Source organism: Burkholderia anthina, from assembly GCF_001547525.1.
Lineage (GTDB): Bacteria > Pseudomonadota > Gammaproteobacteria > Burkholderiales > Burkholderiaceae > Burkholderia > Burkholderia semiarida.
The window spans coordinates 79,545-93,261 of the sequence record NZ_LNJP01000003.1; the positions used below are offsets into that span (position 1 = coordinate 79,545).

Sequence of the window (13,717 nt, forward strand, 5' to 3'; positions counted from 1 at the left end):
AGCGTATTCGCAACCCATACGGCCCCAAACCATGCAAATCTGATATTCAAATCGGGATTGATTATTTCCATTCCGCATGATCCCGGCGTTAACCTGCGCTCCATTCCTGCCCGGCCGTGCGCCGGGACATCCCTGCACCGGAGACCCAGATGAGCGTCGAATTCATCGGCATGATCCAGAGCCAGAAGCAGTCGGAAATCCACCCGGCGTCCGGCCCCGTGGTCGATCCCGACTATGTGCGCGACTTTGCCCGCGCCCATGAAACCGCCGGTTTCGACCGGATTCTCGTGCCGCATCACTCGACCGGCCCGTCGGCGACGCTGACGATCGCGTTCGCGGCGGCCGCGACCGAGCGCATCCATTTCATGCTCGCGCATCGCCCCGGCTTCACCGCGCCGACGCTCGCCGCGCGGCAGATCGCGACGCTCGACCAGTTCAGCCGCGGCCGGCTCGCCGTGCACTTCATCTCCGGCGGCTCGGACAGCGAGCAGCAGCGCGACGGCGATTTCCTCGATCACGACGCGCGCTATGCACGCACCGACGAATACCTGGGCATCCTGCGGCGAATCTGGACGGAAGCGCAGCCGTTCGATCACGACGGCGCGCATTACCGGTTCAAGCAGGGTTTCTCGGAAGTGAAGCCGTTCCAGCAGCCGCACGTGCCGATCTACTTCGGCGGCGCGTCGGAAGCCGCGCTCGCGGTGGCCGGCAAGCACGCGGACGTGTACGCGCTGTGGGGCGAATCGCTCGACCAGGTGCGCGACCTGACGACGCGCGTGCGCGCCGAAGCCGCGAAACACGGCCGCCAGGTGCGCTTCTCCGTATCCTTCCGCCCGATCCTCGCGGCGACCGAGGACGAAGCGTGGGCGCGTGCGCACCGCATCCTCGACGAAACGCGCCGGCTGCGCGAAGCGGCCGGGCTCGGCGCCGGCGGCCCGCAGCAGAGCGAAGGCGCACGCCGCCTGCTCGCCGCGGCCGAGCGCGGCTCACGCGTCGACAAGCGGCTGTGGACCGAGATCGCGAAGCTCACCGGCGCGCGCTCGAACTCGACGGCGCTCGTCGGCACGCCCGAACAGGTCGCCGACGCGCTGCTCGACTACTACGACCTCGGCGTGACGACGTTCCTGATCCGCGGCTTCGACCCGCTGGAAGACGCGATCGACTACGGCCGTGAACTGATTCCGCGTGTGCGCGGCGCCGTCGCCGCACGCGACGCGGCACGCCGCGCCGCCTGAGCCAACGGAGCCCAACGGAGCCATACGCGATCATGTCCGCCGTCCTGTCCTCGCCCCACCGTACCGCATCGGGCCTCGTGCTCGCCGACACCCCGCGCCAGCACTTCTGGTTCGATCCGCCCGCGCCGCGCCTCGACGTCGCCGCCGAGCGTCGCCACCGGCAGGAGCGGCTCGCGGCCGCGTTCCGCCTGTTCGCGCGCTTCGGCTTCGCGGCGGGCCTCGCGGGCCACATCACCGCGCGCGATCCGGAGCTGCCCGATCATTTCTGGGTGAACCCGCTCGGCGTACATTTCTCGCAGATCAAGGTCTCCGACCTGCTGCTCGTCAACGCACGCGGCGAAACCGCGATCGGCCAGCGGCCGCTGAACAAGGCCGCGTTCGCGATCCATGCGGCGATCCACGAAGCCCATCCGCACGTGGTCGCCGCCGCGCACACGCATTCGACCTACGGCAAGGCATGGTCGACGCTCGGCCGCCCGCTCGATCCGCTCACGCAGGACGCGTGCGTGTTCTACGAGGATCACGCGCTGTTCGACGATTTCACCGGGATGGTCGTCGACACCAGCGAAGGCGCGCGGATCGCCGATGCGCTCGCGAAGCCGGACGGCACCACGCACAAGGGCGTGATCCTGAAGAATCACGGGATCCTGACGGCCGGCCCGACGGTCGAGGCCGCCGCGTGGTGGTACATCGCGCTCGACAACGTCGCGCACACGCAGTTGCTGGCCGAAGCGGCCGGCACGCCGCGGCCGATCGATCACGCCACCGCGCGCCATACGCACGGCCAGATCGGCGGCCCCGACGGCGCGCTGCATGCGTTCGACAGCCTGTTCGCACGCGTCGTCGCCGACGAACCCGACCTGCTCGATTAGGGCCTGTTCACGCCAATAACGGACTTGCGCCACACCGGAGACCAGACCATGACCCGAACCACCGCACCCACGCCCGCCGACGCGCACGACGACCAACGCCGCCGGCTGCTGCGCGCGGCCGGCGCCGCCGCGCTCGCCGTGCCGGCGATCACGCTCGGCCGCCACGCGTGGTCGGCGCCGCCGCTGAAGAAGCTCACGTTCGCGTGGAACCAGAACGCGTTCTGCCTGACGCCGATCGTCGTCGCGCAGGAGCGCGGCTTCTTCGAGAAGAACGGGCTGCAGGTCGAGCTGATCAACTACAGCGGCTCGACCGATCAACTGCTCGAATCGATCGCGACCGGCAAGGCCGACGCGGCGGTCGGGATGATCCACCGCTGGCTGAAGCCGCTCGAAGCCGGCTTCGACGTGAAGATCATCGGCAGCTCGCACGGCGGCTGCGTGCGGCTGCTCGGCGCGAAGGCGGCCGGCGTCACGACGCTGCAAGCGCTGAAGGGCAAGACGGTCGGCGTCAGCGATCTGGCCGCGCCCGGCAAGCACTTCTTCTCGATCCTGCTCGCGAAGAACGGCGTCGATCCCGAGCGCGACATCACGTGGCGGCAGTATCCGGCCGACCTGCTCGGCGTCGCGGTCGACAAGGGCGAGATCCACGCGATCGCCGACGGCGACCCGAACCTCTACCTGCTCGAAAAGCGCAGCAACGGCGCGTATACCGAACTCGCGACCAACCTGTCCGGCGAATACGCGCGCAAGGTGTGCTGCGTGATCGGCGCGCGCGGCGACCTCGTGCGCAACGACCGGCCGACGGCCGCCGCGCTCGCGCGCTCGATCGTGCAGGCCACCGAGTACACGCACGACAACCCGAACGAAGCCGCGAAGGTGTTCGCGAAGTATTCGCCGAAGATCAGCCCCGAGGATCTGCGCAAGCTGTACGCGACGCTCACCTACACGCACCACCCGACCAACGTCGACCTGCAACAGGAAATCGCGTTCTATGCGGACGATTTCCGCCGCATCAGCGTGCTGAAGAAGAGCACGGACCCGCAGCGCTTCGCGCAGCAGGTCTATGCGAACGTACTGGGGTAACGCGATGTCGACGATCGAACATGCGTCCGCCGCACGCGCCGCATCGGCCCCGGCCGGCGCCGCCAACGCCAATGCTTCCGCGCGAGCGGCCTGCACGACCTGCGACGCCGCGCTGACCGCGGAAGCGCGGCGCGCGCGCACCTGGCCGACCGGCATCGCCGCCGCATTCGCGTGGGCCGCGCTCGGCGCGCTGACGCACCTGTGGCCGAACCGGATCGTCGGCTTCAGCGACTGGGCGTACACCGACACGTTCGGCACGGCCGCGTGGACGATCGCCGCGCTGCTGCTCGTCGCCGCGACGCTCGGCCATCGCGTTCCCGCGACCCGCACGCGGCTCGCACACGTGCGCCCGGCCGGCCCGTGGCTCGTCGCGCTGCCGCTCGTGCTCGCCGCGTGGGAAATCGTCACCGCCAAAACCGGCTGGCTGCCGACGCCGTTCTTCGCGCCGCCGCAGGCCCTGATCGAGGTCTACGTCGACGACTGGCCGCGCCTCGCCGGCAGCGCCGGCAACACGCTGAAGCTGCTCGCGCTCGGCTTCGCGTATGGCGTCACGGTCGGCTTCGCGGTGGGCGTGTCGATCGGCTGGTCGCGCCGGATCGGCTACTGGGTGCATCCGGTGCTGCGCGTGCTCGGGCCCGTGCCGGCCACCGCGCTGCTGCCGCTCACGTTCTACTTCTTCCCGTCGAGCTATTCGGCCGCCGCGTTCCTGATCGCGCTTGCAACCGGCTTCCCGGTCGCCGTGCTGACGTGGTCGGGCGTCGCGAGCGTGAACAAGCAGTACTACGACGTCGCGCGCACGCTCGGCGCGAACGCGCGCTTCCTCGTGCTGCGCGTCGCGATTCCGGCCGCGCTGCCGCACGTATTCGTCGGCATCTTCATGGGGCTGAGCGCGTCGTTCACGGTGCTGGTCGTCGCCGAGATGATGGGCGTCAAGTCGGGGCTCGGCTGGTATTTGAGCTGGGCGCAGGGCTGGGCGTCGTACGTGAACATGTATGCGGCGCTGATCGTGATGGCGCTGCTGTTTTCCGGGTTGATCGCGCTGCTGTTCGCGGTGCGCGACCGCGTGCTCGCCTGGCAGAAAGGAACCGTCAAATGGTAAGCGCCGCCGTACTCGAACCGTCCGCCGCCACTGCTGCGGCGCCCGCCGTCGCGCCGCCGCGCGGCGCACGCATCGACATCCGCGGCGTGAGCCATGCGTTCGACGGCCCCGGCGGCGCGCTGCCGGTGCTCGACGACGTGTCGCTGTCGGTCGCGGCCGGCGAATTCGTCGCGCTGCTCGGCCCGAGCGGCTGCGGGAAATCGACGCTGCTGCGCCTCGTCGCGGGGCTCGACGCCGCGCGGCAAGGCGGAATCGCGCAGGACGGCGTGCCGATCGAGCGCCCCGATCCGTCGCGCATCGTCGTGTTCCAGGACCCGACGCTGTACCCGTGGCGGCGCGTGCGCGCGAACGTCGCGCTCGGCCTCGAAGCGCGCGGCGTGGCACGCACCGCGCAGCATCGCGTCGACGATGCGCTCGCGCGCGTCGGGCTGGAGGACTTCGCGAACGTGTTTCCGCATCAGTTGTCCGGCGGGATGGCGCAGCGCGTCGCGCTCGCCCGCGCACTCGTCAACGATCCGCGCCTGCTGATTCTCGACGAACCGCTCGGCAAGCTCGATTCGCTGACGCGGCTCACGATGCAGGCCGAGCTGACCGCGCTGTGGCAACGCGACGGTTTCTCCGCGCTGCTCGTCACGCACGACGTGGAAGAAGCGCTGTTTCTCGCGCAGCGCGTGATCGTGTTCGGGCCGCGCCCGGCACGGATCGTCGCCGAACTACGCGTCGACCTGCCCTACCCGCGCCATCGCGGCGACCCGCGCCTCGCCGAATTGCGCCACGACGCGCTGCGGCATCTCGGGCTCGATGCGAGCTGGTAGATGCCGGGCGCCGTTCGACGTTCGAATGCGGTCCGCCGGAGGCGCGCGCGATGAACGCGCCGCCGTTCGCCGACTGGGCCATCGCGTTCCTGCAACTGCTGTATCGCGCGCAAATCGCGTTGGCGCATGGGTTGCACGCGATCGGCCTGACCGGCGACGCCGACGGCCAGGCCGCGTGGCCGTGGGCACACCGCATCGCGCTTGAAACGCTGCGCATCGACGCGGGGCTCACGCGGCAACTCGCGTTCGCGTGTACGTTGACGGCGCTGGCCGTCGGGCTCACCTGCGCCGCGCTGGCTTCGCGCAAGTGGCGTGTCGCGACGGCCATCGCCGCGCTGGCCGTCGCGTGGTTCGCGCCGTGGCCGCCCGCTTCGCTGTGGCTCGCGCCCGCCGTGCCGACTAGCTTCCAGCGCGACCCCACGCCGTTTTCCGTGTCGAACGTGATGCGCGGCGCGCACCTGTATGCGCAACATTGCGCGGCCTGCCACGGCGCGGACGGGCGCGGCGAAGGCCCGCTCGCGGCCACGCTCGCGCACTGGCCGCCGACCTTCGCCGGCGCGCTGCTCGCGCGTCGGCTCGACGGCGAACTGTTCTGGCGCGTGCGCCACGGCACGCGGGACGAGCACGGTGCGTCGACGATGCCCGGCTTCGCGGCGACGCTCGGCCCGCAGGACACATGGGCCGTGCTCGATTACCTGAAAGCGCTGGCCGCGGGCAGCGGCGCGCAGGCGGAAGGCGCGTGGCCGGTGCCCGTCCCGCTGCCGGCGCTCGACGTGCGGTGCGGCGACGCCGCGCCCCAGGCGCTCGAGCGCTGGCGCGACGGCCAGCGCGTGCGCGTCGTCGCGCTCGCGGCCGGCGCGACGCCACCGCAGGAAGACGCGCGCTGGCAAACCTTGCTCGTTACCGAACGCGGCGCGCCCGTGCCGCCGTCAGCCGGCCCGCGCGCGAACTGCGTCGCGACGACCGCCGATGCGTGGCTCGCGTTCGCGACGATCGCCGGCGTCGCGCCCGATGCGCTCGGCGGCACGCAACTGCTCGCCGATCGGCGCGGCTGGCTGCGGGCGCGCGCATTGCCGGGCAGCGCCGGCTGGTCGGATGCCGACCTGCTGTGCCGCTCGGACGCGGTGGCCCGCCCGGCCGCGCGCGCCACGAGCGGCGACGCACTGACCGCGCTGCTGCTGCGCGTCGACCAGGAACCCGTGCGCGACGTACAGGCCGGGCTTCCGCATTGAATCCCTGAACCTTTCTTGAACCGAACTTCACGATGAATCCGACCCGACGCCATTTCCTCGCGCAGGCGAGCGCCCTTGCCACGATCGCCGCCGCCCCGGCCGCCGTGCGCGCGCAGTCGGGCACCCGCCCGCTGCTGCGCGCCGGCGACCAGAAAGGCGGGCTGCGCGCGCTGCTCGAAGCGGCCGGCGAACTGAACGGCCTCGCGTACGACATCGCGTGGACCGAATTCCCGGCCGCCGCGCCGCTCGCGGAAGCGCTGAACGCGGCCGCCGTCGACTGCGGGCCGATCGGCGACGCGCCGGTGATCTTCGCGCTCGCCTCGGGCGCCCGCATCAAGGTGATCGGCGCGAACCGTTCCGATCCATACGGCACGGCCGTGCTCGTGCAACCCGACGCCGCGCTGAAAGGCGCGGCCGACCTGAAAGGCAAGCGCATCGGCACGACGCGCGGCTCGATCGGCCATTTCGTCACGCTGAAGGCGCTCGATGCGGCCGGCCTGCCGCCCGATGCGGTGTCGTTCCGCTTCCTGCCGCCGGCCGACACGATGCTGGCGCTCGCCACCGGTTCGATCGACGCGTGGGCCACCTGGGAGCCCTACACCGCGCTCGCCGAAACGAGCGGCCGCGCGCGCGTGCTGGTCAACGGCCGCGGGCTGTGGTCGGGCCTCAGCTATCTCGCGGCGACCGACGCGGCGATCGCCTCGAAGCGCGACGTGCTGCACGATTTCCTGCGGCGCGTCGTGCGCGCGCAGGCCTGGTCGTACCGGCACGCCGACGCGTATTCGGCGGCGCTCGCGCGCATCATCGGCATTCCGCCGGCCGCCGCGAAGCTGCAGTTCGAGCGCCGCGGCACGCGCTGGCAGCCGATCGACGCGACGGTGATCGCCGAGCAGCAGCGCACGGCCGACTTCTACCTGAAGGCCGGGCTGCTGCGCCAGCCGCTCGACGTGCGCACGACCTTCGACACCGGCTTCCCGCTCGCCTGAGGAACGCGTGGCGGCGCACGACCGCCCGAACGGCTCACGCATGATCTGGCACAATCGCGATTCGATCATCCCGCCTCCAGCCAGCGTCACGTCATGCCAGCCATCGCCGAACTCTTCGTCTACCCGATCAAATCCTGCGCCGGCATCGCGCTGTCGCGCGCGCAACTGCTCGAAACGGGCCTCGCGTACGACCGTCACTGGCTGATCACCGATCCGCACGGGCAGATGCTCACGCAGCGCACGCACCCGCGCCTCGCGCTGATCCGCCCGACGCTCGACCGCGATGCGCTCGTGCTGAACGCGCCGGGCATGCCGGAGATCCGCACGCCGCTCGACGGCGACGCGACGCCGGCCACGCCGAAGATGGCCGCGACGGTGTGGCGCGACACCGTCGAAGCGATCGACACGGGCGCCGAAACGGCCGCGTGGCTCACCGCATTTCTCGGCGCGCCGACGAAGCTCGCGCGCTTCGGCCCCGACGCACGCCGCGGCTGCAACCGCAAATGGACCGGCGACATCGATACGCATACGCAGTTCGCGGACGGTTATCCGCTGCTGGTGATCGGCCAGTCGTCGCTAGACGACCTGAACGCGCGGCTTGCCGCGAAGGGCGCGCCGGCGATCCCGATGAACCGCTTCCGGCCGAACATCGTCGTGTCGGATCTCGATGCGTACGAAGAAGATTTCGTCGAGCATCTCGACGCCGGCGGCGACACGCCGGTGCGGCTGCGGCTCGTCAAGCTGTGCACGCGCTGCCCGGTGCCGACGATCGACCAGGCCACCGGCACGCCGGACCCGGCATGGCCGCACGAGCCGACCGACACGATGCAGACCTATCGCGCGAACCCGAACTACGACGGCGCGCTGACGTTCGGCATCAATGCGATCGTCGTCGAAGGCGCCGGCGCGTGGCTCGAAGTCGGGCAGCCGGTCGAAGCGGAGATCGGGTTCGGCGATTGAGCGGCCCGCCAGGACAACTGCCGGACAGGCGTGCACATGCCCCGGCAGATCAGGTCTCGGCTCTTCACCCACCATTTATTGAATGATTGTTCCTGAATTGATATAGTTCGCGCATGGCAAGACCAAGGGAATTCGACACGGATGCCGCGCTTGACCGCGCGATCGCCGTTTTCAGCGAGCATGGGTTCGAGGGCAGTTCGGCCCAGATGCTCGTCAGCGCGATGGGCATCGGGCGGCAGAGCCTCTATGCGGCGTTCGGCGACAAATGGCAGCTTTACCTGTCGGCCGTGCGCCGCTACGGGATGGGCGAATGCGCTGCGCATTTCGACGCTCTGCGCAGCGGCGCACGCGCGATCGACGGGATCGACGCATTGCTTCGCCGCGTGGTCGAAACGGCCGCCCAACCCTGCCTTGGCACGATTTCCGTCTACGAATTCGGCGCGTCCCGCCCCGAGCTCGCGGAGATCCATGCGGTGCTGGCCCATAGCTTGATCACCGCAATCGCCGCCCGCGTCCGCGATGCGCAGCGCGAAGGCGACGTGGCCGCGAGCCTCGTCCCCGAAGCGACCGCCCAGTTCCTGATTGCGAACATCACCGGCATCCGCGTGGCCGGTCGCGGCGGCGCCGACCACGCGAGCCTGAGCGCGTTGGCCGACATGACGCTGCGGGCGCTACGGTAGATTTTTTTGGCACGTTAATGAACGATCATTCAACAACAAGGTAAATCATGAAAGCCATCGTGATGAACGGCGCCGGCGGCCACGACATGCTGGAGCAGGTCGAGCGGCCTGCCCCGGTGGCGCGTACGGGCGAGGCGCTGGTCGAGATCGCCTGCGCCGGCGTCAACTTCATGGACATCGGCGTGCGACGGGGCATGGCCTGGACGGGATGGCCCAACCCGAAGATTCTTGGCGTCGAAGGCGCGGGCCGGGTGCTGGCGGTCGGCGACGGCGTCGAGGACATCACACCCGGCCAGCGCGTCGCGTGGGCCTACGCGCCCGGCAGCTATGCGGAGCAGATTGCGATCCCCGCCACGTCGCTGGCTGCGATTCCGGATACGATCGACGATCGCACGGCCGCTGCCGTGATGATGCAGGGTCTCACCGCCAGCCATTTCGCAACCGACTTCTATCCCATACAGCCGGGCGACGTCGCTTTCGTCCACGCGGCGGCCGGCGGGCTGGGCCTGCTGTTGACGCAGATCATCAAGCTGCGCGGCGGCCGGGTAATCGGGCGCGTCTCGTCCGAAGACAAGGTCGCCGCGGCCAGGGAAGCGGGCGCGGATCATCTGATCGTCGATACCGGCGGACGGTTCGCCGCGAAGGCACTGCGCCTGACCAACGGCGAAGGCGTGCACGTCGTCTACGACGGCTCCGGGCCGAAGACCTTTCAGGGATCGCTCGACGTGCTGCGCCGCTCGGGAACCTTCTGCTGGTACGGTCCAGTGCTCGGCGGGCCGGGGCCGATCGACCTCATGAGCCTGCCGAGGAGCATCAAGATCGGCTATACGACCTTCTTCGATCATATCTACACGCCCGAACTGCTCCGCGCACGCACGGCGCAGCTGTTCGACTGGATCGAGGAAGGCCGGCTCAAGGTCCGAATCGGCGCCGAATACCCGCTGGCGGACACGGCGCGCGCGCATGCCGACATGGAAAGCCGCAACTCCATCGGCAAGCTGCTGCTGAAGCCGTGAGTGCCGTGGCGCCCTGTCGCCAGGCCGCGCGCCCGCCACGCGGCTGGAACAGCCGCGACTCGTCTGGAAACCGTCCCTAACGATGGCTCGCCGCCGGCAGCCGGATCGTCACGATCAGCCCGCCGCCGGCCGCATCGGCCAGCGTCACGCTGCCCTGATGCACGCGCGCGATTTCCCGCACGATCGACAGCCCGAGCCCGGTGCCTTCGACCGTCTGCGTCTTGCTGCCGCGATGGAAACGCTCGAACACCGCGTCGCGTTCGTCGGCCGGAATGCCCGGCCCGTCGTCGATCACGTCGAGCCGCGCCGCTTCGCCGTCGCGCGAGACGCGCACCGTGATCACCGCATGGTCGCCCGCATAACGGATCGCGTTGTCGATCAGATTGCCGATCATCTCGCCGAGCAGGTCGGACTGCCCGAGCACGTCGACATCGGCTTCGTGCTCGAAGCCGAGATCGATGTCATGCGCGCGGGCGACGGGCGACCAGTCGAGCGTCACGCTGCGTGCGAGCCGGTGCAGCGCGACCGGCTTGTGCGCGACCGCATGACCGCTGTCCGAATCGAGCCGCGACAGCGACAGCAGTTGCTGGACGATCTTCGCGGCCTGCCGCACCGCGCCGTTCGCGCGCCGCAGGTGCACGTTCATGCGCGGCTGCTCGTCGGGCCGCAGCGCGAGCTCGACGCCCGCCTGCACCGCCGCGAGCGGCGTCTTCAACTGATGGGCCGCATCGGCGAAGAAGCGGCGCCGCGCCACCTGCATCCGCTGCGTGCGGCCGATGTACTGGTTGATCGAATCGACGAGCGGCGCGAGTTCGCTCGGCATCGCGCCCGTGTCGAGCGGCGTCGTGTCGTCCTCGCTGCGCGCGGCGACGGTCGCCGACAGCCGGTTCAGCGGCCGCAGCCCGCGCCCGACGCCGAGCCACACGATTCCGAGCGCCAGCACGACGAGCAGCCCTTCCTGCAGCAGCGACCCGATCAGGATCTCGCGCGCGAGCGCCTGGCGCGCCTCGATCGTCTCGCCGACCATCACCCACACGATGCGCGACTGCGCGGTCGGCACGTCGTGCACCGGGATGCGCAGCGCGGCCATCCGCAATTGTTCGCCGCGATACACGACGTCGTAGTAGCGCGTGACGAACAGCGCGCCGTCGCCCGCGTCGCGCCCGCGCGGCAGCGGCAGGTCCGGGTAGCCGGTGACCGTGCGGCCGTTGTCCTCGCGGATCAGGTAGTAGATCTTGCCGCCGTCGCTCGATTCGAGCATTTCGAGCGCGAGATACGGAAGGTCGACCTGGATCTCGCCGTCGTTGAGCCGCACGCCTTCGCGGATCGACTTCAGCGACGACGACAGCGTGCGGTCGAACGCGACGTGCGCGGCGCTCATCGCGCGCTGGTACGTGAGCCACGAGTCGAGCGCGAGCAGGCCGAGCAGCGGCAGCAGCAGCCACAGCGCGACCTGCGCGCGCAGGTTCGGGCGGGTCATCATGCGTTCGGCCGGGCCGCGCGAACGATCGCAGGCGCCGCGTCGGCCGCCGGCGAGCACGAACGAGCGCGACGGGCGCTCATTCGGCCGCCCCCGCCTTTGCTTCGAGCAGATAGCCGAGCCCGCGCAGCGTGACGATCGCAACGCCGGTGTTCTCCAGCTTCTTGCGCAGCCGGTATACGTAGATCTCGATCGCATCGGCGTTGACCGACTCGTCGAGCCCGAAGATCTTCTCCGACAGCGTGTCCTTGTTGATCGCGCGGCCGTTGCGCAGGATCAGCACCTCGAGCACCGAGCGCTCGCGCGGCGTGAGCGACAGCGGCTCGCCCGCGAGATGGAAGCTGCGATCGATACTGTCATACGAAAGCGGCCCGCATTCGACCCGCGAATGCTCGTGGCCGAGGCTGCGCCGGATCAGCGCGCGGGCGCGCGCCTCGAGTTCGGTCAGCTCGAACGGCTTCGCGAGATAGTCGTCGGCGCCGAGATCGAGCCCTTTCACGCGGTCCTCGACCGAACCGTGCGCGGTGAGAATCAACACCGGCACCGGATTGCGGCGCGCGCGCAGCCGCCGCAGCACCTCGAGCCCGTCGAGCTTCGGCAGCCCGAGATCGAGGATCACCAACGCGTAATCCTGCGTGCGCAGCACGTGGTCCGCCGCCTCGCCGTCGGCCATGTGATCGACCGCGAAGCGCGCGGCGCTCAGCGCATCGCTCAGCGACTGGGCCAGGTTCGGGTTGTCTTCGACGAGCAGCACACGCATGGGGATTCCGGTAAGGTCAGCGACAGCCCGCTACATTACATGATCCTTTCCGTCTCCACGCCTCGCGCAAACACGGGTTGCGCGGGTGCCGCGAACGGGCCGCGTCGGCGGCGGCGGCGTCGGGTATGCGGCGCGGACGGCCGCGTACGCGCGGCATGGTGGCCAAGTCCTCGGGCAACTGCTGGCCGCGCCCGCGTAGCCGGTCAGCCCGCGTCGCGTCCCCCTGTTGCGCCGCGAAAGCCGCGGTCGCCCCCCCGGGAAATCCATGACGCGAACGGCGCAATCGCGAACGGAAATGAAAGCGGGCTGAAAGTGCCCCGCCCGTAACATCCGCGTCATTCGAACAACATCAACGCATCACTGGAGGAAGACATGCCGTTTGCACCGAAGCACCTCGCCGCCGCGCTGGCGGTCGTCCTGGGCACTGCCGCCGGCGGCGCCGCCGCGCAGGTTCCGGCCGGCTACCCGGGGAACTACCAGGGCGTGATCGACGCCGCGAAGAAGGAAGGCAAGCTGATCGTCTACTCGACGACCGACACGGGCCTCGTGCGTCCGCTGATCAAGGACTTCGAAAGCCTGTACGGCGTGAAGGTCGAGTACAACGACATGAACAGCACCGAGCTGTACAACCGCTACATCAGCGAGAACGCGGCGAGCAGCACCAGCGCCGACGTGCTGTGGAGCTCGGCGATGGACCTGCAGGTCAAGCTCGTCAACGACGGCCTGATGGCGACGTACGATTCGCCCGAAAGCCCGAACGTGCCGCAATGGGCGCAGTACCAGAAGCAGGCGTACGGCACGACGTTCGAGCCGCTCGCGATCGTCTACAACAAGCGGCTGATCCCCGAGAACGAGGTGCCGAAAACCCGCGCCGACCTGATCAAGCTGCTCACCACGCAGGCCGACAAGTTCAAGGGCAAGGTCACGACCTACGACATCGAGAAATCGGGCGTCGGCTTCAACTACCTGACCCAGGACGCGCACGTGAACGAGAAGGTCACGTGGGAACTCGTGAAGGCGATCGGCGCGACCGGCCCGAAGCTGCAGTCGAGCACGGGCGCGATGATGGAGCGCATCTCGTCGGGCGAGAACCTGATCGGCTACAACATCATCGGCTCGTATGCGTACGCGAAGGCAAAGAAGGACAAGTCGATCGGCTACGTGTTTCCGAAGGACTACACGCAGGTCGTGAGCCGCCTCGCCACGATATCGAAGAAGGCGAAGAACCCGAACGCCGCGAAGCTGTGGGTCGACTACCTGCTGTCGAAGCGCGGCCAGACGCTGATCGCGAACCAGGCGAACCTGTACGCGATCCGCGCGGACGTGACCGGCGAAACGTCGGCCGCGAGCCTCACGAAGGAACTCGGCGATTCGCTGAAGCCGATCCAGATCGGCACCGGCCTGCTCGTCTATCTCGACCAGTCGAAGCGCCTCGCGTTCCTGAAGCAATGGCAGCAGGCGATCAAGCGCTGAGCCGCTGACGCCGGGCCGCCCGCCGC

At 69.5% G+C, this 13,717-nt stretch carries 13 protein-coding genes; 11 read left to right on the forward strand and 2 right to left on the reverse strand.

Going from position 1 to position 13,717, the window contains the following annotated elements; genetic code table 11:
- Positions 1–149 precede the first annotated feature (149 nt).
- The 10 genes from WS64_RS20735 to WS64_RS20780 all read left to right on the forward strand — a co-directional run bounded on the left by WS64_RS20735 (position 150) and on the right by WS64_RS20780 (position 9,978).
- Entirely contained in the window at positions 150–1,235 is a 1,086-nt protein-coding gene (locus WS64_RS20735; RefSeq protein WP_060011329.1) for an LLM class flavin-dependent oxidoreductase, read from the forward strand.
- Between the two features lie 32 nt (positions 1,236–1,267).
- Positions 1,268–2,107, forward strand: coding sequence for a class II aldolase/adducin family protein (locus tag WS64_RS20740; protein ID WP_059639392.1), 840 nt, complete (start codon positions 1,268–1,270; stop codon positions 2,105–2,107).
- A 48-nt stretch (positions 2,108–2,155) separates the two neighbouring features.
- A complete protein-coding gene (locus tag WS64_RS20745) occupies positions 2,156–3,190 on the forward strand; it encodes an ABC transporter substrate-binding protein (protein ID WP_060967559.1) in 1,035 nt (344 codons plus the stop codon).
- A gap of 4 nt (positions 3,191–3,194) precedes the next feature.
- Positions 3,195–4,289 (forward strand): ABC transporter permease, encoded by a 1,095-nt coding sequence (locus tag WS64_RS20750; protein ID WP_060967560.1) that lies wholly within the window; start codon positions 3,195–3,197, stop codon positions 4,287–4,289.
- Entirely contained in the window at positions 4,283–5,104 is an 822-nt protein-coding gene (locus WS64_RS20755) for an ABC transporter ATP-binding protein (RefSeq protein ID WP_060967561.1), read from the forward strand. Before WS64_RS20750 ends, WS64_RS20755 begins: the two co-directional genes overlap by 7 nt.
- A gap of 50 nt (positions 5,105–5,154) precedes the next feature.
- The gene (locus WS64_RS20760) at positions 5,155–6,336 is read left to right on the forward strand and encodes a c-type cytochrome (protein WP_060967562.1); all 1,182 of its coding nucleotides are present in this window, start codon (positions 5,155–5,157) and stop codon (positions 6,334–6,336) included.
- A gap of 32 nt (positions 6,337–6,368) precedes the next feature.
- Positions 6,369–7,322, forward strand: a complete 954-nt coding sequence (locus tag WS64_RS20765; RefSeq protein WP_060967563.1) for an ABC transporter substrate-binding protein — start codon at positions 6,369–6,371, stop codon at positions 7,320–7,322.
- 93 nt (positions 7,323–7,415) lie between these two features.
- Positions 7,416–8,282 carry an MOSC domain-containing protein gene (locus tag WS64_RS20770; protein ID WP_060967564.1) on the forward strand — a complete coding sequence of 289 codons (867 nt, stop codon included), beginning with the start codon at positions 7,416–7,418 and terminating at the stop codon, positions 8,280–8,282.
- Positions 8,283–8,395: 113 nt separating this feature from the next.
- On the forward strand, positions 8,396–8,962 hold the full coding sequence (locus tag WS64_RS20775; RefSeq protein ID WP_060967565.1) for a TetR/AcrR family transcriptional regulator: 567 nt from the start codon (positions 8,396–8,398) through the stop codon (positions 8,960–8,962).
- 47 nt (positions 8,963–9,009) lie between these two features.
- Positions 9,010–9,978 (forward strand): quinone oxidoreductase family protein, encoded by a 969-nt coding sequence (locus WS64_RS20780; RefSeq protein ID WP_060967566.1) that lies wholly within the window; start codon positions 9,010–9,012, stop codon positions 9,976–9,978.
- Positions 9,979–10,054: 76 nt separating this feature from the next.
- On the opposite strand, the gene WS64_RS20785 is transcribed toward WS64_RS20780, so the two are convergent.
- Both WS64_RS20785 and WS64_RS20790 read right to left on the reverse strand, forming a co-directional pair.
- Positions 10,055–11,458 carry a sensor histidine kinase gene (locus tag WS64_RS20785; RefSeq protein WP_060968524.1) on the reverse strand — a complete coding sequence of 468 codons (1,404 nt, stop codon included), beginning with the start codon at positions 11,456–11,458 and terminating at the stop codon, positions 10,055–10,057.
- Between the two features lie 79 nt (positions 11,459–11,537).
- Positions 11,538–12,218 carry a response regulator gene (locus tag WS64_RS20790; protein WP_060311033.1) on the reverse strand — a complete coding sequence of 227 codons (681 nt, stop codon included), beginning with the start codon at positions 12,216–12,218 and terminating at the stop codon, positions 11,538–11,540.
- Positions 12,219–12,590: 372 nt separating this feature from the next.
- Between WS64_RS20790 and WS64_RS20795 the strand changes: the two genes are divergently transcribed.
- The gene (locus WS64_RS20795; RefSeq protein ID WP_060967567.1) at positions 12,591–13,691 is read left to right on the forward strand and encodes an ABC transporter substrate-binding protein; all 1,101 of its coding nucleotides are present in this window, start codon (positions 12,591–12,593) and stop codon (positions 13,689–13,691) included.
- The last annotated feature ends 26 nt before the right edge of the window (positions 13,692–13,717 follow it).